Origin of the sequence: Chitinophaga sp., assembly GCF_036569185.1 — a bacterium.
Classification (GTDB): Bacteria; Bacteroidota; Bacteroidia; order Chitinophagales; family Chitinophagaceae; genus Chitinophaga.
The window spans coordinates 1-18,740 of record NZ_DATCRD010000284.1 but is presented as its reverse complement, the minus strand read 5'-3'; the positions used below and the strand labels follow the sequence as shown (position 1 = coordinate 18,740).

At 48.5% G+C, this 18,740-nt stretch carries 17 protein-coding genes; 10 read left to right on the top strand and 7 right to left on the bottom strand.

What is annotated here, in order from left to right; genetic code table 11:
* The 6 genes from VIM72_RS22125 to VIM72_RS22100 form a co-directional block, all read left to right on the top strand.
* A partial coding sequence (locus tag VIM72_RS22125) for an FAD-dependent monooxygenase (protein WP_332005000.1) occupies positions 1 to 569 on the top strand: 569 nt, incomplete at its 5' end.
* Between the two features lie 439 nt (positions 570 to 1,008).
* On the top strand, positions 1,009 to 2,412 hold the full coding sequence (gene leuC / locus VIM72_RS22120) for a 3-isopropylmalate dehydratase large subunit (protein ID WP_332004999.1): 1,404 nt from the start codon (positions 1,009 to 1,011) through the stop codon (positions 2,410 to 2,412).
* Positions 2,413 to 2,451: 39 nt separating this feature from the next.
* Positions 2,452 to 3,048 carry a 3-isopropylmalate dehydratase small subunit gene (gene leuD / locus VIM72_RS22115; RefSeq protein ID WP_332004998.1) on the top strand — a complete coding sequence of 199 codons (597 nt, stop codon included), beginning with the start codon at positions 2,452 to 2,454 and terminating at the stop codon, positions 3,046 to 3,048.
* 17 nt (positions 3,049 to 3,065) lie between these two features.
* Positions 3,066 to 4,589: an alpha-isopropylmalate synthase regulatory domain-containing protein gene (locus VIM72_RS22110; protein WP_332004997.1), complete on the top strand. Its 1,524-nt coding sequence runs from the start codon at positions 3,066 to 3,068 to the stop codon at positions 4,587 to 4,589.
* A gap of 18 nt (positions 4,590 to 4,607) precedes the next feature.
* Positions 4,608 to 5,681, top strand: coding sequence for a 3-isopropylmalate dehydrogenase (gene leuB, locus VIM72_RS22105; RefSeq protein ID WP_332004996.1), 1,074 nt, complete (start codon positions 4,608 to 4,610; stop codon positions 5,679 to 5,681).
* A 398-nt stretch (positions 5,682 to 6,079) separates the two neighbouring features.
* Complete coding sequence (locus VIM72_RS22100; protein WP_332004995.1) at positions 6,080 to 6,646, top strand: dihydrofolate reductase family protein; 567 nt, start codon at positions 6,080 to 6,082, stop codon at positions 6,644 to 6,646.
* Between the two features lie 58 nt (positions 6,647 to 6,704).
* Here the strand turns inward: VIM72_RS22100 and VIM72_RS22095 are convergent, their stop codons facing one another.
* A complete protein-coding gene (locus VIM72_RS22095; protein WP_332004994.1) occupies positions 6,705 to 7,367 on the bottom strand; it encodes a sigma-70 family RNA polymerase sigma factor in 663 nt (220 codons plus the stop codon).
* Between the two features lie 141 nt (positions 7,368 to 7,508).
* Between VIM72_RS22095 and VIM72_RS22090 the strand changes: the two genes are divergently transcribed.
* Together VIM72_RS22090 and VIM72_RS22085 are read left to right on the top strand one after the other, a co-directional pair.
* On the top strand, positions 7,509 to 7,838 hold the full coding sequence (locus tag VIM72_RS22090) for a hypothetical protein (RefSeq protein ID WP_332004993.1): 330 nt from the start codon (positions 7,509 to 7,511) through the stop codon (positions 7,836 to 7,838).
* A 64-nt stretch (positions 7,839 to 7,902) separates the two neighbouring features.
* Entirely contained in the window at positions 7,903 to 9,171 is a 1,269-nt protein-coding gene (locus VIM72_RS22085) for a Na+/H+ antiporter (protein WP_332004992.1), read from the top strand.
* Between the two features lie 27 nt (positions 9,172 to 9,198).
* Here the strand turns inward: VIM72_RS22085 and VIM72_RS22080 are convergent, their stop codons facing one another.
* Positions 9,199 to 11,985 carry a family 78 glycoside hydrolase catalytic domain gene (locus VIM72_RS22080; protein WP_332004991.1) on the bottom strand — a complete coding sequence of 929 codons (2,787 nt, stop codon included), beginning with the start codon at positions 11,983 to 11,985 and terminating at the stop codon, positions 9,199 to 9,201.
* A gap of 136 nt (positions 11,986 to 12,121) precedes the next feature.
* On the opposite strand from VIM72_RS22080, the gene VIM72_RS22075 reads away from it, so the two are divergent.
* Complete coding sequence (locus VIM72_RS22075) at positions 12,122 to 13,081, top strand: hypothetical protein (RefSeq protein ID WP_332004990.1); 960 nt, start codon at positions 12,122 to 12,124, stop codon at positions 13,079 to 13,081.
* Positions 13,082 to 13,084: 3 nt separating this feature from the next.
* Here VIM72_RS22075 and VIM72_RS22070 read toward each other — a convergent pair whose 3' ends face one another.
* A complete protein-coding gene (locus VIM72_RS22070) occupies positions 13,085 to 13,768 on the bottom strand; it encodes a GNAT family N-acetyltransferase (protein WP_332004989.1) in 684 nt (227 codons plus the stop codon).
* Between the two features lie 177 nt (positions 13,769 to 13,945).
* Between VIM72_RS22070 and VIM72_RS22065 the strand changes: the two genes are divergently transcribed.
* A complete protein-coding gene (locus tag VIM72_RS22065) occupies positions 13,946 to 14,401 on the top strand; it encodes a MaoC family dehydratase (RefSeq protein ID WP_332004988.1) in 456 nt (151 codons plus the stop codon).
* A 93-nt stretch (positions 14,402 to 14,494) separates the two neighbouring features.
* Here VIM72_RS22065 and VIM72_RS22060 read toward each other — a convergent pair whose 3' ends face one another.
* From VIM72_RS22060 to VIM72_RS22045, 4 genes are all read right to left on the bottom strand, one after another.
* Positions 14,495 to 15,292 (bottom strand): DUF1080 domain-containing protein, encoded by a 798-nt coding sequence (locus tag VIM72_RS22060; protein WP_332004987.1) that lies wholly within the window; start codon positions 15,290 to 15,292, stop codon positions 14,495 to 14,497.
* Positions 15,293 to 15,314: 22 nt separating this feature from the next.
* Positions 15,315 to 17,024 carry an arylsulfatase gene (locus tag VIM72_RS22055; RefSeq protein ID WP_332004986.1) on the bottom strand — a complete coding sequence of 570 codons (1,710 nt, stop codon included), beginning with the start codon at positions 17,022 to 17,024 and terminating at the stop codon, positions 15,315 to 15,317.
* A gap of 143 nt (positions 17,025 to 17,167) precedes the next feature.
* Entirely contained in the window at positions 17,168 to 17,974 is an 807-nt protein-coding gene (locus tag VIM72_RS22050; protein WP_332004985.1) for a hypothetical protein, read from the bottom strand.
* Between the two features lie 65 nt (positions 17,975 to 18,039).
* Positions 18,040 to 18,740 (bottom strand): hypothetical protein (locus VIM72_RS22045; RefSeq protein WP_332004984.1); only part of this gene is annotated, 701 nt, incomplete at its 5' end.

Genomic DNA, 18,740 nt, shown 5'->3' with positions numbered 1-18,740 from the left:
GTGCGTTCTTTGCGTATGCTACCTCTAACAAAGGCGAGGTGTGGTGGTTCAACAACTTTTACCTGGAACAGGAACCGGACCGCAAAAAGATTGATCCCGCCCTGCAACAGGAAATCAAAACGGAGCTGCTGCAACTCCACCAGGAAGATCAGCCTGCAATAAACAAGATCATCACGGCCACCCGGGATCTTTTCGCTTATCCTATCTATGATATGCCGCAGCTGGAAAAATGGTATACCAAAAATATATGCCTGATCGGCGATGCCGCACACGCTATTTCTCCGCATACCGGTCAGGGTGCATCCCTTGCGCTGGAAGACAGCGCCGTACTGGCGAAATGCCTGGCAAAATATGCGGAGCCTGAAAAGGCGTTTTCTGTTTTCCAGGCATTGCGGCAGAAAAGGGTGGAAAAGGTGGTGGCCCAGGCCAGGAAGATCGGGAAATCGAAATCAAAAGCTAACCCGGTTGCCACCTTTTTCCGGGATATCTTCCTGAAACATTTTATCAACCTGGAAAAGAAGAAAATGGATTGGGTGTATGCTTACAGGGCGGATGAGGTAAATGTTTAGTTTCAACAATGATCTAATCCCCCCTGAACATAAGCCCCTTCTTAGTGAAGTAAATACTTAATTCCCCTCAACAATGCCTTAATAATCAATCATCTTTCCCGTTGGTTAGTAAATCCGCGCCTCCTTCAGCCGCGGATTTCGCCTTTCATGAAATTCCCGGCGCCAGCTTCAATCATATTATGTTTTTATAAATTATATATCTCCCTAACATATTACTATCCGCGTACGGTTACCTAAAATTTGCGGGTTTCCAAGTGAAACTTTGAAAAATTACAAAGTACTGACTATCAGCTCAATATATTGTAAAACAAGCTAAAACGCCCGTCAATACTGCTATTTTAGGGCCTTTTGAGGCCTATCCTTAGAAAAAATATTGAAATAAAATGGATTTTATGAATAAATTTGAACAATCAAGTAGCTACTTTTAAAATTTTAAAAAATGAGCAATAAACCCGCTACCTTATTTGACAAAGTATGGGATTCACATGTTGTGAGGAAAATTGAAGATGGTCCGGATGTATTTTTTATCGACCGCCACTTTATTCATGAAGTAACCAGCCCTGTGGCTTTTCTTGGAATGGAAAACAGGGGTTTAAAGGTAATGTTTCCTGAAAAGACCTTTGCCACAGCAGATCACAATACGCCTACCATTAACCAGCATTTGCCGGTGCAGGACCCGCTTTCCGCCAACCAGCTGAAAGCCCTCGAAACAAATTCCAACAAATATGGTATCTCCCACTGGGGATTGGGTAACCCGAAAAATGGTATTGTGCATGTGGTAGGTCCGGAAAACGGTATTACCCTGCCGGGTATGACCATTGTGTGCGGCGACTCCCACACTTCTACCCATGGCGCTTTTGGAGCTATTGCATTTGGTATCGGTACCTCTGAAGTAGAAATGGTGCTCTCCTCCCAGTGCATTATGCAGCCCAAACCAAAGAAAATGCGGATCAATGTAACAGGTAAGCTGGGTAAAGGCATTACACCAAAAGATGTAACCCTGTATATTATTTCCAGGCTCACCGCCGCCGGCGCTACCGGTTACTTTGTTGAATATGCAGGCGATGTGTTTGAAAACATGAGCATGGAAGGCCGTATGACCGTTTGTAATATGAGTATTGAGATGGGCGCCCGCGGTGGTATTATTGCTCCCGACGAAACCACTTACAACTATATTAAAGGCCGTGATAAAGCGCCTAAAGGCGAAGCATGGGATAAAGCCCTGGCTTACTGGAAAACATTGCGCACAGACGAAGGCGCTGTATTCGATAAAGAATACACCTTCGATGCCGCAGACATTGAGCCGATGATCACTTATGGTACCAACCCAGGTATGGGCATGGGTATCACCAAACATATCCCTTCAGCGCTGGCAGGCGACAGTAAAACCAGCTACGAAAAATCATTGCAGTACATGGGCTTCCATGAGGAAGAAGCCATGCTGGGTAAAAAAGTGGATTACGTATTCATTGGCAGCTGTACCAATGGCCGTATTGAAGATTTCCGCGCTTTTGCCTCTATTGTAAAAGGAAGAAAGAAAGCAGATCATGTAACTGCCTGGATCGTTCCCGGTTCGCATATTGTAGAACAACAGATCAAAGAAGAAGGTATCCTCGATATCCTGACAGAAGCCGGTTTCCAGCTGCGTCAGCCCGGATGTTCTGCCTGCCTGGCCATGAACGACGATAAGGTGCCTGCCGGTAAATACGCCGTGAGCACCAGTAACAGGAACTTTGAAGGCAGACAGGGGCCCGGCTCCCGCACCATGCTGGCAAGCCCGCTGGTAGCCGCTGCAGCAGCAGTAACCGGCGTTGTAACCGACCCCAGAGAACTGATTGCCTAATCATCCCTTCTTACAATATTTATAAACGATCAACGAAAAATGGCTTACGATAAATTCACGATATTAAGGAGTACAGCAGTACCCATGCCCATCGAAAATGTGGACACCGACCAGATCATTCCTGCACGCTTCCTGAAAGCAACCGAGCGCAAAGGCTTTGGTGATAACCTGTTCCGCGACTGGCGCTATGAATCAGACGGCACACCAAAAAAAGACTTCGTTTTAAATAACCCGATCTATTCCGGTAAAATACTGGTGGCGGGTAAAAACTTCGGCAGCGGCAGCAGCCGTGAGCACGCCGCATGGGCTATCTACGACTACGGGTTCCGTTGCGTGGTGTCCAGCTTCTTTGCCGACATCTTCAAAAATAACTCTTTAAATATCGGTATCTTACCCGTACAGGTAAGCCCTGAGTTCCTCGATAAAATATTCACCGCCATCGAATCCGATCCTAAAGCGGAAGTGGAAGTGAACCTGGAAGCACAAACCATTACCATTCCCGCTACCGGTGAAAGCGAGTCTTTTGACATCAACAGCTATAAAAAGCATAACCTGATGAATGGCTATGATGATATCGATTACCTGCAGGCTATGAAAGACGAAATAAAAGCATTCGCCGATAAGAGCCTCTACTAAAACATTCCATAAGTATTATGCCAGTGACCCAGCGCCACGTTGAAATAATGGACACCACACTCCGTGACGGTGAACAAACCAGCGGAGTATCTTTTTCGCCCTCAGAGAAACTAACCATCGCACAACTTTTGCTGACAGAAGTAAAAGTGGACAGGATTGAAATTGCCTCCGCCCGGGTTTCCGAAGGCGAGTTTGCTGCGGTAAAGGCAATTACCAAATGGGCCAAAACCAATGGCCTGTTAAATAAAGTGGAAGTGCTCACCTTCGTGGATGGGGATGTATCGGTAGAATGGATGCTGAAAGCCGGCGCAAAAGTAATGAACCTGCTCACCAAAGGCTCGCTGAATCATTTAACACACCAGTTAAAGAAAAAGCCCGCAGAACACTTTGCGGAAGTAGCCGCCGTGATAGCACTGGCCAGGAAAAAAGGACTGGAATGCAATGTGTACCTGGAAGACTGGAGCAATGGGATGCGCCATTCGAGGGACTATGTATTCCAGTATCTCGACTTCCTCCAAACGGTACCCGTAAAGCGCATCATGCTGCCGGATACCCTGGGTGTGCTCACCCCCGATGAAGTAAAGGAATTCATTACGGAGATCGTGCAACGCTATCCGAAAAGCCACTTCGATTTTCATGCGCACAACGATTACGACCTCGGCACCGCCAATGTACTCGAAGGCGTAAAAGCCGGCGCACATGGCATTCATCTTACCATTAACGGTATGGGTGAAAGAGCCGGTAACGCATCGCTCGCCAGCGCCATTGCAGTAATGAACGATTTCCTGCCGGAAGTAAAAACCTCTGTGGCAGAAACATCCCTGTATACCGTAAGCAAGCTGGTGGAAACATTTTCAGGCTTCCGCATCCCGGTGAATAAACCGATTGTAGGGGAAAACGTATTTACACAAACCGCCGGTATCCATGCAGACGGCGACAAGAAGAACAAACTGTACTTCAGCGACCTGATGCCGGAACGCTTTGGCCGCACCCGTAAATACGCCCTGGGCAAAACCAGCGGCAAAGCCAATATAGAAAACAACCTGCAGCAGCTCGGCATCAAACTGTCGGATCCTGATCTGAAAAAGGTAACGCAACGCATCATTGAGCTGGGCGACCGGAAAGAGGTGCTTACACAGGCAGACCTGCCTTATGTTATTTCCGATGTGCTGGACAGTAACCGCATCGAGGAAAAAGTGACCATAGAAAACTATGTGCTCACCCACTCCAAAAACCTGAACCCTTCCGTGGCCTTAAAGATCTCCATCAATGGGGAAGTATACGAGGAGCACTCGCAGGGCGACGGCCAGTACGATGCGTTCATGAACGCACTAAAAAAAGTATACAAAAAGCTCAAAAAGGAACTGCCCCCGCTGGCCGATTATGCTGTGCGCATTCCACCCGGCGGTAAAAGCGATGCACTCTGCGAAACCATCATCACCTGGCGTTTGAACAACAAGGAGTTCAAGACCCGGGGGCTGGACAGCGACCAGACCGTATCCGCTATCAAGGCCACCCAAAAAATGCTGAACCTAATCTAAACTATCAATAACAACTGAATGGCTACCAAACATATTTTAATTGTTCCGGGAGATGGAATCGGACAGGAAGTAACTGCAGTAGGAAAAAAGGTTTTAGACAAGATAGCTGCAAAATTCGGACATACCTTTACCTACGATGAAGCGCTGATAGGCCACGTAGCCATTGAGGCTACCGGTAACCCCTTACCGGACGAATCACTGGAAAAGATGCGCAAATCAGACGCAGTGCTGTTTGGCGCTGTTGGTCATCCGAAATACGATAACGACCCATCCGCCAAAGTAAGACCCGAACAGGGCCTGCTGAAAATGCGCAAGGAACTGGGTTTATATGCCAACCTCCGCCCCATCAAATTATTTGATGAGCTGCTGGGCGCTTCCAGCATCAAGCCTGAAATATTAAAAGGCGCCGATATCCTGTTCTTCCGTGAACTGACCGGCGATATTTACTTTGGTGAAAAAGGCCGGAAAAACGACGGCGATACCGCTTATGATATCGCGGAATACAGTCGATACGAAGTAGAGCGCATTGCCCGTAAAGCTTTTGAAGCCGCCCGCACCCGCCGGAAAAAACTCTGCTCCGTTGATAAAGCCAACGTCATTGAAACCTCCCGCCTCTGGCGCGAAGTAGTACAGAAAGTAGCGGCCGACTATCCCGACGTGGAAGTGGAGCACCAGTTCGTAGATGCTACCGCTATGCTCCTGATCAAGGATCCCCGCCGCTTCGACGTGGTGGTTACCGCCAATCTCTTTGGCGATATCCTCACCGATGAAGCTTCACAGATTGCCGGCTCCATGGGTATGCTGGCCTCCGCCTCCGTAGGCGATGGCACCGGCGTATACGAGCCCATTCATGGCTCTGCGCACGATATCACCGGCAAAGGTGTAGCCAACCCGCTGGCTTCCATTCTTTCCGCCGCCCTGCTGCTGGATATTTCCTTTGGCATGAAAGCTGAATCCGAAGCAGTGATCAGCGCTGTAGACGGCGTACTGAAAGCAGGCTTCCGTACCGGAGACATCGCCGACAAACAAACCCCGGCCGATAAGATCCTGGGCACCCATGCCATGGGAGAAGAAGTGCTGAAATTAATCTAGGCAATACTGACAACCTATAAAACAAATGCCTCCCCCCGGGAGGCTTTGTTGTTTTATGCCCCCTGACGCCGGTACCAGGTAAACATCCATTTAAGCCACCGCCCTGCGCTATTTTACCTTTCTTTATCGTACACCTTTAAATAAAATGATGATAAGACATTCATAAGTCATATCTATTAGATAAGGCTTATATAAGTGTTACATAAGGCTTACATAAGGCTTATATATGGCTTATCTTTTAATTGATGTGATCGCTTACAGGTAATACACTGGCAAATAAGATGGGCACAGGAAACCTTTTACAGCATGACGGGATCCCCCCTATAAATGTCTGGATTGCACCACAACGGTATCAGCTTTGCGGGGTATGTTTGCACTGTACTTAAAAACATATCATTATGAGAAAAATAGTTTCCTTCATGCACGTATCCCTGGATGGCTTTGTAGCCGGTCCTACCGGGGAAATGGACTGGATCACTGTGAATGATGAAATATTCGATTTTGCGGCGCAACGCACCAACGAGTCAGACACCGCTTTATACGGAAGGGTTACGTATGAGTTGATGGACAACTACTGGCCTACGGCTGCCGATAAGCCCAATGCCTCCAAACACGACATTGAACATTCCACCTGGTACAAGCAGGTAGACAAGATCGTTTTGTCCAACTCACTCAAAGGATTGCAAAAAGATAAAACTACGGTGCTCAGCGATGATTTTCATGGAAAGATAAACGCCCTGAAACAGCTGCCCGGCAAAGAAATCATTATTTTCGGCAGCCCCGGCGCTACACAGTCGCTGATGCAGTACAAGTTGGTAGATGAATTCTGGCTGTTTATCAACCCGGTATTAATAGGCGAAGGCATCCCTTTATTCAAGGGCATCCGGGAGCGGGTTAACTTAAAGCTGATAGCCTCCACTGCGTTCTCCTCCGGTGTAGTGTGCATGCACTACGCAAAAAAATAAACCTCCCTTAAACAAACGGCTGATAATTACTATCAGCCGTTTGTTCATATTAATATTATTAATGCGCGATACCGAGTTTGTCCAGCACATAGAAAACCACCCTGTCGCAGCGGATAAGATGGAACGGAAACACCAGGTCGTTTTTATAATAATCGGAGATCTTCCCGCGCAGCATGAGCCGTGCCCTGACATATCTTACCTTTACGTTTACCGTGGAAATGTTTAACGCAGCAGCCGTAGCAGCTACGTTCAGTCCTTCTACCTCCCTCATTACAAATACCAGCCGGTATTTTTCCGGCAACTGCAGCAAGGCCAGTTCCAGCGCCCTGCCCAATTCCTTGTTGATCACTTTTGATACGGGCGATTCTTTTATACCCGCGGCGTTGGACGGATGATGATCGTCCAGTACGGAGATGTCTTCACTTACCAGCCTGTTCCTTTTCTTGAGCAGCTGGCTGCATTCATTGACCATTATCCTGGTAAGCCAGGTGCCAAAGGAAGATTCCTGCCTGAACTTATCGAGATTCGTATAGGCATTGATGTAGGTGGTCTGCATGGCGTCTTCCGCATCCATATCGTTGTCCAGCATGGTCATCCCGATCCTGAACAGGCGGGCGTTGTGACGGCGCATCAGCTGTTCATACAATTGGGGCTCCCCGGCCAGTACTCTATTGATCAGATCATTGTCGATTTCGGTGTCTGTTTGTTGGAGTGTAGTCATTGTGATTTCATTAGGATGGTTATTTCTGAAAGGAAGTTACAAAAACTTCTAAGTTTTTGTAACCATCCGGAATTTTTATACTCTATTAAGTATAGGGCCTGTCAACTGCCCTCATTTAAACTAACCCAATTCTGTGAAAGTATGGCTATGCAACCCAATAATGTTTTTCATCTTCCGGGCATAAAAATGCCGGAACTGACCCATCAGAAGATCCAGGAGCTGAAGGCTACCGCCAAAGGAAAGCTCATTACCGGTACTGCTATTGAGGCATTCCCGGCATTGGTGAAATCAATGGAAGCTGCGTTGCAGGACCAGCTGGCGCAATATGATCACATCAAACAAAGCGACAGGGACAAGGCGCAGCGTAAAATGCTGGTGCTGGAAATGCTGGACGATCACCTGTATCTTGAATTTGCTTATCATATCATGTTCATAAAATGGCGGGAACAACAGATCAGTAAAGCCTCCTGACACCGGTAGCCGGCGGATGCTGCTTATCTCATTAAAACTATACATTTGCAAACAAACAAATGGTATGGAGAATTACAGCATCGTCATTTTTATACTGGCTATCATGATCATCCTGTCGGCCATGGCCGACAAAATAAAGCTACCTTACCCGGTGCTGCTGATCTCCGCGGGAATAGGCATCGGATTTATTCCAGCCCTGCCCAATATCACGCTGAACCCGGATATTGTGTTCCTGATATTTCTTCCGCCATTGTTATACGATGCTGCCTTTAATATCTCCCCAGAGGAATTCAGAACCAACTTCAATACCATTGGCACACTGGCTATTGGTTTGGTGTTTATGACAGCAGCCGCCATCGCGGTGATTGCGCACTATCTTATTCCGGGTATGAGCTGGCCCCTGGCTTTTGTGCTGGGCGCTATCCTGTCGGCCACCGATGCTGTGGCGGCCATGAGTATTACCAAAGGGCTGGGGCTTTCCCATAAAACGATCACCATCCTGGAAGGCGAAAGCCTGATCAACGATGCTTCCGCACTGGTCACCTATCACTTTGCCATTGCTGCGGCCATGGGCACCGCCTTTGTATTCTGGAAGGCTTCGCTGGAATTTGCGGTACTGATGGCAGGCGGCGTACTGGCCGGTATGGTAATGAGCAGGATCCTGGCAGTGATCCTGAAAATGGTACATCACAACGACCTGGTAACGATCAGCTTTATGCTGCTGATGCCTTTTGTTACTTACCTGATGGCAGAAGAGCTGCATGTTTCCGGCGTGATTGCCGTAGTGATGCTGGGATTGCTGATTTCCAGGTTCAGCGGAAAAGTGTTCCCTGAAAAATTAAAACAGCAGTCGAGGAATATCTGGGATATTATCATCTTCCTGTTAAACGGTCTGATCTTCATTCTCATCGGGCTGCAGTTTCCCTATATTATCAAAAGTATTCCCAGCGACCGGATCTGGCCTTATATCGGTTATGGATTTATTATTACGGTGGTAGCATTGCTGCTACGCATGGGCAGGGTATTCCTTCAACAGATCAACCTGGACCAGGCGTTCAAAAAAGGAAAAGGACGGATCACTGAAAATGCCTTACTGGATTTCAAAAACAGCCTGATCATCAGCTGGTCTGGTATGCGGGGCATTGTGTCGCTGGCCATTGCCATTAACCTGCCGCTCACGCTGAAAGACGATGCGCCTTTTCCTGAACGGAATGCCATCCTGTTTATTTCCGTAGTGGTGGTGCTCATCACGCTTATTGGCCAGGGTATTTCTTTACCCTGGATTGTAAAAGCCGTAAAACTTTCCCCGGGAGATAAAAAAAAGCAGCATTAATATCCTGCTACGTTTTTTTCCGGGAGATTATATGGTGCGCAGCGTATATTTTCCTGCGGGCAATTCAAACAACGTATAGCCGTTCCTGGTACCCTTCTTTTTCATATAGCCGCTGCTTTCTTTTACGCGTGCGCCTTCCCGCTCCGGCAGCTCTACCGTGGCGGTGCAGTTGGGCGGAACGCTTACTTCCATGGTAAGCCCGTTTCCTTCCCGTTGCCAGGCCGTTTTAATTTCTCCTGCAGAAGTGTTGAAGGAAGCATGCGCCCATTTCAACTGCGCCTCCGTGAGCAATGGAGGCCGCACTACAAAATGCCGGAAGCCCTTGCCGGATTGCGGATCCTGGCGGATGCCCGCCACCCCGTTGATATACCAGGCGCCTGGATAGAGATAGGAGCTATGCAGCAGGGAATGCCCTGGCAGGTCTTTCTCCCACATTTCCCAAATGGTAGTGGCATCATTGGCTTTCATATAGCCCCAGCTGGGATAAGTGGTTTGGGAGGTCATACTGTAAATGAGATCATCGCGGCCTTCATCACGCAGCAGTTTAAACAGGAGCGCACCGCCGGTAATACCTACATGAATATGTCCTTTACGGTTTACCAGGATCTCCGTTTCCAACCTTTTCATCACGGCGGCGCGTTCCGCCGGCGGTGGCACTTCCGCCAGCAGGGCCGCGGCCAGGTTAGCCATAGAGCTATCGGAATAGCTATGGTCTGCCGCGTTGTAGAATTTTGCGTTGATCGCTTTGGCGGCATCGGCGGCCTGTTGTTCCCAATGTTGGGCATCGGCATTTTTACCCAGTACCCTGGCTATCTTTGCGGCAGTGCGTAAATTATATACCCGGTAGCTGTTATTCAGGCAAACCGTTTGCGGCTTATCGTTATTCATGCCTTCCGCTGTAGCGCCCGGCCAGAGCCAGTCGCCCAGGAAATCCCATTTGCCGCCAAACCTTTTGAGCAAATGATTTTCTGTTTGTGTATCCAGGAAAGCCAGCCAGTTCTTTATCATCTCAAAATTCTTTTCCAGCACTCTCCGGTCGCCCTCCTGCTGGTAAAGGAACCAGGGCAGCGACACGAAGATGCCGCCCCATGCAGGCCCGCCGCCGCCACTAAAAGTGGGGGCCGTATGCGGCAGGATGCCTTTATGAAGAGGGCGCCCGCTCATGATGCCCTTATGCGCCCAGGAAGTATCGTACATATTGCCCACAATGGATTCGGTTCCCTGTACATCGCGCCAGTCTTCCATCCATTTGGTATAAAAAGCGCCGAGACGGTAGTTGAACATCCCTGTTTCGCAGGTGGCATGCGCATCCCCGCCGTAGCCAAGGCGCTCGCGTTGAGGGCAATCTACAATATAACCGCCCAGCGATAAATTTTCGTAGGTCCACCGCACGTGGTCGTAGATCCAGTTCTGCAGCGAATCGGAGCAGGCAAAAGTGGTTGCGGTTTCATAATCCGTGCGCACCAGCCACCCCCGGATATCTTCGGGGGCAGGTTTGTATTTCAGTCCGCGTATAGTGATCCATCTTCCCGAGCTGTAATTAAAACGATTATGGAACTCCCCTTCCCCGCTTTTCCCGATAATATAAGCGCTGTGCAGACCAAAGGTCATATCCATCTGTTCCCGTTCCGAATACTGGAAATCGATCCGGTCGCCGGGATTTCCTTTTACGCGAATGGCGGTCCACCCGGCGAAATTAACGCCCATGTCTACACGAAAACTGCCATCCGGCCGGGCTTCTATGGAACGGGGCTTTATTTCGTTCATCACTTTATTCGGCTCCGTCATTTGGGCCGACAACAGCAGGTGGGGATGGTATTCCGTAGCAGTGCGCCAGGTGCTTTCATCTGCCTGGATGGTGTTCCAGTTGTCTGTTTCCTTACCGGCATCCCACAATTCCCCTCCCATGCGTGCGAAGTCCCATACGCCCAGCAGTTTATTCGGGCTGGGATGCGTGAGCCAGGTGCCGTCTGTTTTAAGGAGCAGGGCGGGCGTGGCTGCGTCTTCATTATAAATGGCCGCCTGTGCGGTAACAATAGGTGTTTGCGGTTTGCCCGGCGCGATGTATGGTCCGAAAATAGACCACGAGGTACCGAGCCAGATGGCGACCACGTTCTTTCCCGGGTGAAGCGCTGAAGCAATATCATAGGTAACATAACGCGCCCTTTTTGCGTGATTGGTTACTGCCGGCGCCATCACGCCATCGCCTATCTTTTTTCCATTCACATATAATTCATGATACCCCACCGAAGCGATAAAGATATTGGCTTTCCGTGGTTGCGCCGTAAGATCAAAGGTTTTACGGAACCAGGGATCAGAGATATTGCAATCGCGCTGCCTCGGATCAAAGATCTCGTTTGTGCCTATCCAGGCGGCTTTCCAGCCGCCCGGTTGCAGGATACCGGTAGTCCATACCGCGGCAGGGCTCCAGCCGGATATGCGTCCCTTCTCGTCTTTCACGCTTACTTTCCAGTAGTACGACTGGTCATCCTGCAGGGGTTTTCCCTTGTATACAATATGCTGCATATCATCTGTGCTCACCCAACCGGAGTTCCAGAGGGAGCTTTTGTTTTCCTCCAGGTCCTTTGCAGTAGCCGCTACCAGGATGCGGTAAGCCGTTTGCCGCTGGGCATGGGCATTGGTATCGGTGGCCTGCAACGTCCAGCTGAGGCGGGGTTGCAGCTCATCGATGCCGGTAGGATTTACCAGGTATTCACAACGGAGGTTCACCGGTAGTACCGACGATTGCCCCAGGGTACTGATAGCGGCCGTGCATAATACCAGCAACAGCCAAAGGGAATATCTATTTTTCATGCAGCATTTTATGCCGTGATATTAAAATTAAAAATCCGCCTGTGCAACCTGTACTATCCTGCAGCGGTTAACTGCCGGGAGAATTGTATCTTTATAAAAAGCATATACTTTCTGCTCACAGTTAAAGAAGGTGTGAATGAAAAAATTACTGCTGCTTTTCAACTGTCTTATCGTATTGATCCTCCCTGCGGTAGCGCGGCAGGAGCCACCGGATACGGTTAAAACCGGTATCTATATCACCAGCATTCATGATATCGACTTCAAACAAAGCGAGTATACCATTAACCTGTGGTTATGGCTTACCTATAAAAATAAAGCATTTGATTTTGTACAGAACCTTGAAGTCCCCCAGGCTAAAACGTTTACCAAATCCTATTCCACCATCGATTCCTCCAACGGCAGGATCTACCTGCTGATGAAACTGCAGTGCGTGATGAAAGATTCCTGGCGGATCAACAACTTTCCCTTCGACCGGCAGCGGTTGCGGTTCTCCATTGAAAACTCGCAGTTTGATGCTAAGTCGCTGGTATTTTCAGTGGATTCACTTGGCAAACACTTCGACCCCCGTTTTACACTGAGAGGATGGAACATCGACAGTTTTAAGATCAACACCGGGATTAAAGCCTATGAAACGGCGTTTGGCGATAACAGCATTCCGGCGCCGCATACAGAGTACAGTAATTTTACCGTAAGAATAGGGATAGACCGTGATGCCACCCAGTTGTTCTGGAAGATGTTCCTGGGCATGTATGTTTCTTTCCTGATCGCCTACCTCTGCTTTTATATTCATGCAGACAATATTGATTCCCGGTTCGGACTTGGCGTGGGATCGTTGTTTGCCGCCATTGGTAATAAATATATCATTGACTCCTCCCTCCCCGACTCCACCACTTTCACACTGGTGGATACCCTGCATGGTATCACCCTGTTTTTTATTTTCGTGGTGATCACTTCTTCGGCATGGTCGCTGCAACTTATCAAAGCGGGGAAAACAGAGCAGAGCCGCCGGCTGGATAAAGGGTTATCGCTGGTGGTGCCGGCGGTGTATGTGTTGCTGAATGCGTATTTTATCTGGGGTGCGGTGTATGGGAGGTGAGCCTCACTTCCTCACCTTATAAAAACTAATCTCCCTTCTCAGTTCAAAACCCATATGTGCATACAACCTTATAGCGCGCTCATTCGACAACGCCACATGCAAAAAAGAAGTGATGCCTTCGTCTGCATGCCGGTAACATAGCTGTGTGATCAGCTTTTGCGCATAGCCCCGACCGGTATGATCCGGGTGGGTGCAAATGGCGCTCAGTTCCGTGAAGCCGTTGATACGCATGCGTTCGCCGGCCATAGCTATCAGCATACCATTGTGCCGTATGCCATAATAACTGCCCAGCAACCGTGTACCGGGATAGTAGTACCCCGGTTGAATACTGTTAATGAGTGTATACATGTCGTCTGCATCTTCAGGCCCCAGCAAAGAGATCATGGCTGCATCGTTTTCAGGAAGCGGCGCCGGCATTGAACGAAGTACCATCTGCGCGCAGGGCAGCTCGTTTTCTTTGATCCAGTTGCCTGGCAGTACCGGTAATTCCCCGATGATATAAAATGATTCTCCTGTATTCATCCAGGCGTCCAGTGCCGCAATGCTGTTATCATTTGTTTGTTTACAGGCTACAAAGGGCAATATTCCCGGCTGGTATCTTTTTGCATGATCTGTTCCTTGTGCAAAGTGTGCGTGCCTGCTGGTTAACGCCTCCCAGGCGGGATTGTCTAAAACGGTTTCCTTCATGCGCCTAATTTAAATATTTTATGAGAAGAATGGGAATTTACTGTCCCATCTGCCAAAATGAAAATGGAATAATGTTTGGATATCCGGAGAAATAGAAGTAGGTTGAACCTGTTTATCCTGGCGATGTTCTTTGTATTGTCAGGGCCCTACAACTTTAAATAACAAGTAAAAATTATTATGGTAATCATTAACAGTTTCGCGGAATACCAGGCCTATGAGGGTAAGGAAATAGGCAGTTCTGAATGGCACAAAATAGACCAGGAACAGATCAATAAATTTGCGGATGCAACACTGGATCATCAATGGATCCACTGCAATGAGGAAAGAGCCAAAAATGAAGGGCCTTTCAAAACCACCATTGCCCATGGCTATCTCACATTGGCATTGATTCCTTATCTATGGAAGCAGATTGCAGATATACGCAATGTTAAGATGGAAATAAACTACGGCATAGAGCAGTTTAAGTTTGGTCAGCCGGTGCTGGTGAACGACGAAGTTCAATTGAAAGCGAAGCTCAATTCCATAATCGATTTAAGAGGCGTTACAAAAGTGGTGATCGGCGCCACGCTCAGCATTAAGGGAAAGCCCAAACCAGCTTACACAGGCGATGTGGTATTCCTGTATCATTTCTGAGGCATATAATTTCTTTTTCTGAAGCAATAAATAAGCGAGGCGGTATCATTTATCTATGATACCGCCTCGCTTATTTTAAGATACCCGTTACCGTTAGTGCTCCAGGTTCAGGATCTCAATCCTCCTGAAATCAACCGGCTGGCCTTCGCTTTGCAGGGCAATAAATCCTTTGGAGAGCAGTTTGCCATCTATTTTCACCGTGGAGTCGTAATTCTTCACCACGCCGCCGCCGATCTGCGGTTTGGAATACTGCAGCACCGTATCGCCGTTGATGATGTGCGTGATGAGGGAGTCGCCCAATACGATCAGTTCTCCCCTCACCCATTGTTCTCCTTCATATGTTTTGGAGGTGGATTCAATACAATGCGTTTCGTCCAGCTTTCCTTTATATACCACGTTGGTGCCGGGGGAGCACATATTGCCGGTGGGCCGTGGCTTACCATCGCCAAGACCAGCCAGCAGCTGCATTTCCACGGAAATGGGCCAGTCCTGTTCCTTTGGCATAGTACGCGGGTCCTGCGAGTGGAACATAACGCCGCTGTTCAGCAGGGTGTATTCCGGTGCGGAGGGATACCATTTACCAACGAAACGGTACTCAAATTTGAGATGATAATGTGAGAAGGGTTGTTTATAGTAGAGATGCCCGAACTGGTCGTTAAAGTCGCCGTACTGGTCATAACGCACCTTGATGATACTGTCTTCCACCCGGAAGGTATTGCCAAAGTTCTCTCCCACTTCATGGTGATGGATCTTCACGATCCAGTCGTTGATATCTTTTCCGTTAAACAGGGAAATCCATTCGGGCTTCTTTTCGGGTTGTTTTACTTCATTACAGGCCATGCCGCCTGCCAGCAGGGCTATCATCAAAAGTTTGCGTGAAATCTTATTCATATAAGTAATTAAAGGTTAATTTTCATTTAACTGTTTTACGGCTGCCTGGTTTTGGAAACACCTGGTGTGTTTGCGCCCATTGGTACCAAAGGGTTTGCAGCTGCAGCACCTTTTCGGGGTATTGAGCGGCCAGGTTGTTCGTTTCTGTTTTATCTGCGGCAAGATTAAATAACCGCCAGGTAGTATCGTTACTAAGCGAAACCAGTTTCCAGTTCCCGGAGCGTGCGTACCTTGCGCCAAAGTGCTCGTTGAACAGCTGATCGTGCCCTGTGGTATTTTTATTTTTGAAAGATGGCAGCAGGCTGGTACCTGTAGTAGCGGGGATCTTATGACCGTTATACACCTTAGGGTACTGCGCGTGCGCCAGCTCCGTGAAGGTAGACATGAAGTCCATCACATGGCCGGTATGATGACTGAAGCCGCCTTTCCCTGCGGTGATCCCTTTGGGCCAGCAGGCGATCAAAGGAGTATGGATACCGCCTTCGTAAGATTCAGCTTTCCAGTATTGATAAGGGGTATTGGCTACATTGGCCCATGTTGGCCCGATTGATGAGTACGTGGTTTGCGGGCCGGGCATTGCCTGTTTTTTAGTGGCATAAATAATCTTGCGGCCATCGCGTGTTTCATTGGGGCGATCGAATCCTGGTCCGTAGCCGGCGCAGTTTTCGGGGCTGGCGCCGTTGTCGGACAGGAACAGGATAAGGGTGTTATCCAGCTGCCCGGTTGCTTTCAGCGCTTCAATGATGCGGCCTATCCCCTGGTCCATCCGGTCTATCATAGCGGCATGCACTGCCATGGCCATGGCATCCCAGGCTGTATCAGGGTTTTGCGCCCAGGTCTGATCATCTTTCCAGCGTTTGGGCAATGGCGTGGTAGCGGGGTCGATCAATCCCATTTTCACCATTTTGTTATACCGGGCGTTGCGGATGGCTTCCCATCCGGCCTTATAGGTGTCTTTATACTTTGCTATATCCTCCGGCAGCGCCATCAGCGGCCAGTGGGGCGCATTGTGGGCTACATAAAGGAAGAAGGGCTTTTGGGTATCTGCATAGCCTTTGATATAGGCCACCGCGGTATCGTTGATAGCGTCTGTATGATAGTAGTGTTCCGGCACCTTTGTAATGGGCGTTGTTCCGCTCACCAGGCTGAAGGGGTCAAAGAAATCCACAACTCCCCAGATGGTGCCAAAGAACTGATCGAAGCCACGACTGGTAGGATATTGTGAGAGCGGGGAAAAATCGCCGAATGTTTGATGATGGTTGAGCCAGGCCATTTGTTCAGCGGGAGTTTTTTGCCCGTTGGTGTTAGACACATGCCACTTGCCCGACATAGCGGTCTGGTAACCGGCTGTTTTCAGGACTTCCGCCAGGGTAACCGCGTTCTCTGAGAGATGGCCAAGGTATCCCGGCTCATCCTCCGCATCGGTCATCTTCCCGATACCCGCCTGCTGGTTATATAAGCCGGTGAGCAGGGAAGCGCGTGTGGGGCAGCAACGCGAGGTATTATAGAACTGCGTATAGCGGATACCGTTAGCCGCCAGGAAATCGATGTTGGGCGTATGGATCTCGCCACCATAACAGCCCGCATCTGAAAATCCCATATCATCTGCAAGGATAACGATTATATTAGGCCGTGTATCTTTCCGCGGTGGCCTGCTTTTCTGAAATCCTGTCAGCAGCAGGGTGCTTAACAGGAATGGAAGGATATAAACTGATCCTGGTCTTATCTTCATGGGTTCGCACAGTTTTATTACTACATCGCGTTAAAATAAAATAAAACGAACAGAAAAGTAAATAAACTGTACCAGCGGGGAAGATTTATCCGGCGGGAAAGGAAAAAAAAGCCTGGCGGAGGAGCCAGGCAAGGAATGAGGTATTAAAACTGGAAAGCAAGAGAAGCATCCGGTAAATAGTATAATTTTGAGCCGCTGTCGTATTCGTACAGGCTGATTTTAATCCCGTTGATAAGGCCATCTGCGGCGCCGGCGGTAGCGTCATCATTGATAAAAACATAGGCGGCATTCGCCGGAGCTCCAAAATCTGCATTATATTCTCCATAACCATCTACACCGCTCGCCGCATCACGTACAACGGCCACATACAGGTTCTTAACTCCATCGGCAGTTTTGGAGGGCAGCACAAATTTCGCTGACATGGCGCCCAGGGCAAGATCTTTAATGATAGTAACTGAGTCGGCCGGGTTAGCCGTATAGTCTTTACTGTTATTGCGATAGATAGTAACGTTTATTTTCCCGGAACCGAATTTTGTATAATTATTGACAAGGATGAAAGCGATGCTATCACTGGATGGGCGGTCAAAATCGCCTGGATTTACGAAACGATTAAATCCCAATGCGGGATCATACGCGTAACTAAGCGATACTTTATCTGTTTTAACAGTTACGGTGGTATCAGTCAATGCGGCAGCAACACCTGTTTTATGGATGCTGATGTTTAGTTGCTCCTTCTGTTTCAGTACTACATTAAAAGAGCTTCTGTTGGTTGTCTGCGTTTGCGCCAGTTTCCCATCTATATATAAATCAAGTGTATCGCCGGTTTGAAATACAAAGGGAATATATACTTCCACAAATTTCTCTCCTTCCAGCACAGTTCCTTTTTTACAGGACAACAGTTGCATACCCAGTAATATGCACAACAAAAACATTACAGTAGAATACCTCATTTTATAAAACATTGATTAAAAAGTGGCTGATCTGTAAAACAGACCAGCCACGCCATAAAGAATAATTAGTAAGCAAATACAGTCCATCCGCTGGCCCAGTTGTTGGTACCATCGAATGCGCCTCTGTAGGAAGTACCGGTTAAACCTGAAGGTAAGCCAGTAGTTAAACCACCGGTTAAAGCAGGTGAAGCAACGGTAGGAGCTCCTGTTCTGGGCATGTAGAAACCAGCAACACCCCTGTTGAACGGATTCACCAGTTTGAGGGAAGCGTTCGGATCAGCAGCAACATATGAAGTGTTGTTGTCAACGCCATCAGGTAATGGTTTAGTGCAGCTATATGCAGGGTTGCCGGTAAATGCCAGGTTAAAGGCATGCACCATGTTGTTTTTGAGGATTGAAGTACCATCGCAATATCTCTGCTGGGTAGTCTGGTCTGCAGCAGTACCACCGGTTGGAACGGTGTTATCCAGCAAAATACCATTGTTGAAGCCCAGGAAGATAGAGTTGTACACTTCAAAGCGGCTGCTTCTTCTCCACTGTGCAGCTACACCGTATTTACCAGTGCCAGCAGGAGGGAAAGTAGTTTTGGTAGCCGCGGCCTGGTTAGGCAGGCCAATAATAGTCAGGTTAGCGATCAGTGGTTTAGTGATCGGCAAACGTGGCTGACCAATGCTGTTGTTGTCTGATTCAATACCGTTAGAGCCACTCTTGTCTGCGCGGGTTGTGTCTTCCACTACCAGTGCATGCTGAATGCGGCCACGGTAAC

Excerpts from the sequence above, each read along its gene's own strand:
- leuC (WP_332004999.1), top strand. The coding sequence starts at position 1,009 with ATGAGCAATAAACCCGCTACCTTATTTGACAAAGTATGGGATTCACAT.
- leuD (WP_332004998.1), top strand. The coding sequence starts at position 2,452 with ATGGCTTACGATAAATTCACGATATTAAGGAGTACAGCAGTACCCATG.
- VIM72_RS22110 (WP_332004997.1), top strand. The coding sequence starts at position 3,066 with ATGCCAGTGACCCAGCGCCACGTTGAAATAATGGACACCACACTCCGT.
- leuB (WP_332004996.1), top strand. The coding sequence starts at position 4,608 with ATGGCTACCAAACATATTTTAATTGTTCCGGGAGATGGAATCGGACAG.
- VIM72_RS22100 (WP_332004995.1), top strand. The coding sequence starts at position 6,080 with ATGAGAAAAATAGTTTCCTTCATGCACGTATCCCTGGATGGCTTTGTA.
- VIM72_RS22095 (WP_332004994.1), bottom strand. The coding sequence starts at position 7,367 with ATGACTACACTCCAACAAACAGACACCGAAATCGACAATGATCTGATC.
- VIM72_RS22090 (WP_332004993.1), top strand. The coding sequence starts at position 7,509 with ATGGCTATGCAACCCAATAATGTTTTTCATCTTCCGGGCATAAAAATG.
- VIM72_RS22085 (WP_332004992.1), top strand. The coding sequence starts at position 7,903 with ATGGAGAATTACAGCATCGTCATTTTTATACTGGCTATCATGATCATC.
- VIM72_RS22080 (WP_332004991.1), bottom strand. The coding sequence starts at position 11,985 with ATGAAAAATAGATATTCCCTTTGGCTGTTGCTGGTATTATGCACGGCC.
- VIM72_RS22075 (WP_332004990.1), top strand. The coding sequence starts at position 12,122 with ATGAAAAAATTACTGCTGCTTTTCAACTGTCTTATCGTATTGATCCTC.
- VIM72_RS22070 (WP_332004989.1), bottom strand. The coding sequence starts at position 13,768 with ATGAAGGAAACCGTTTTAGACAATCCCGCCTGGGAGGCGTTAACCAGC.
- VIM72_RS22065 (WP_332004988.1), top strand. The coding sequence starts at position 13,946 with ATGGTAATCATTAACAGTTTCGCGGAATACCAGGCCTATGAGGGTAAG.
- VIM72_RS22060 (WP_332004987.1), bottom strand. The coding sequence starts at position 15,292 with ATGAATAAGATTTCACGCAAACTTTTGATGATAGCCCTGCTGGCAGGC.
- VIM72_RS22055 (WP_332004986.1), bottom strand. The coding sequence starts at position 17,024 with ATGAAGATAAGACCAGGATCAGTTTATATCCTTCCATTCCTGTTAAGC.
- VIM72_RS22050 (WP_332004985.1), bottom strand. The coding sequence starts at position 17,974 with ATGAGGTATTCTACTGTAATGTTTTTGTTGTGCATATTACTGGGTATG.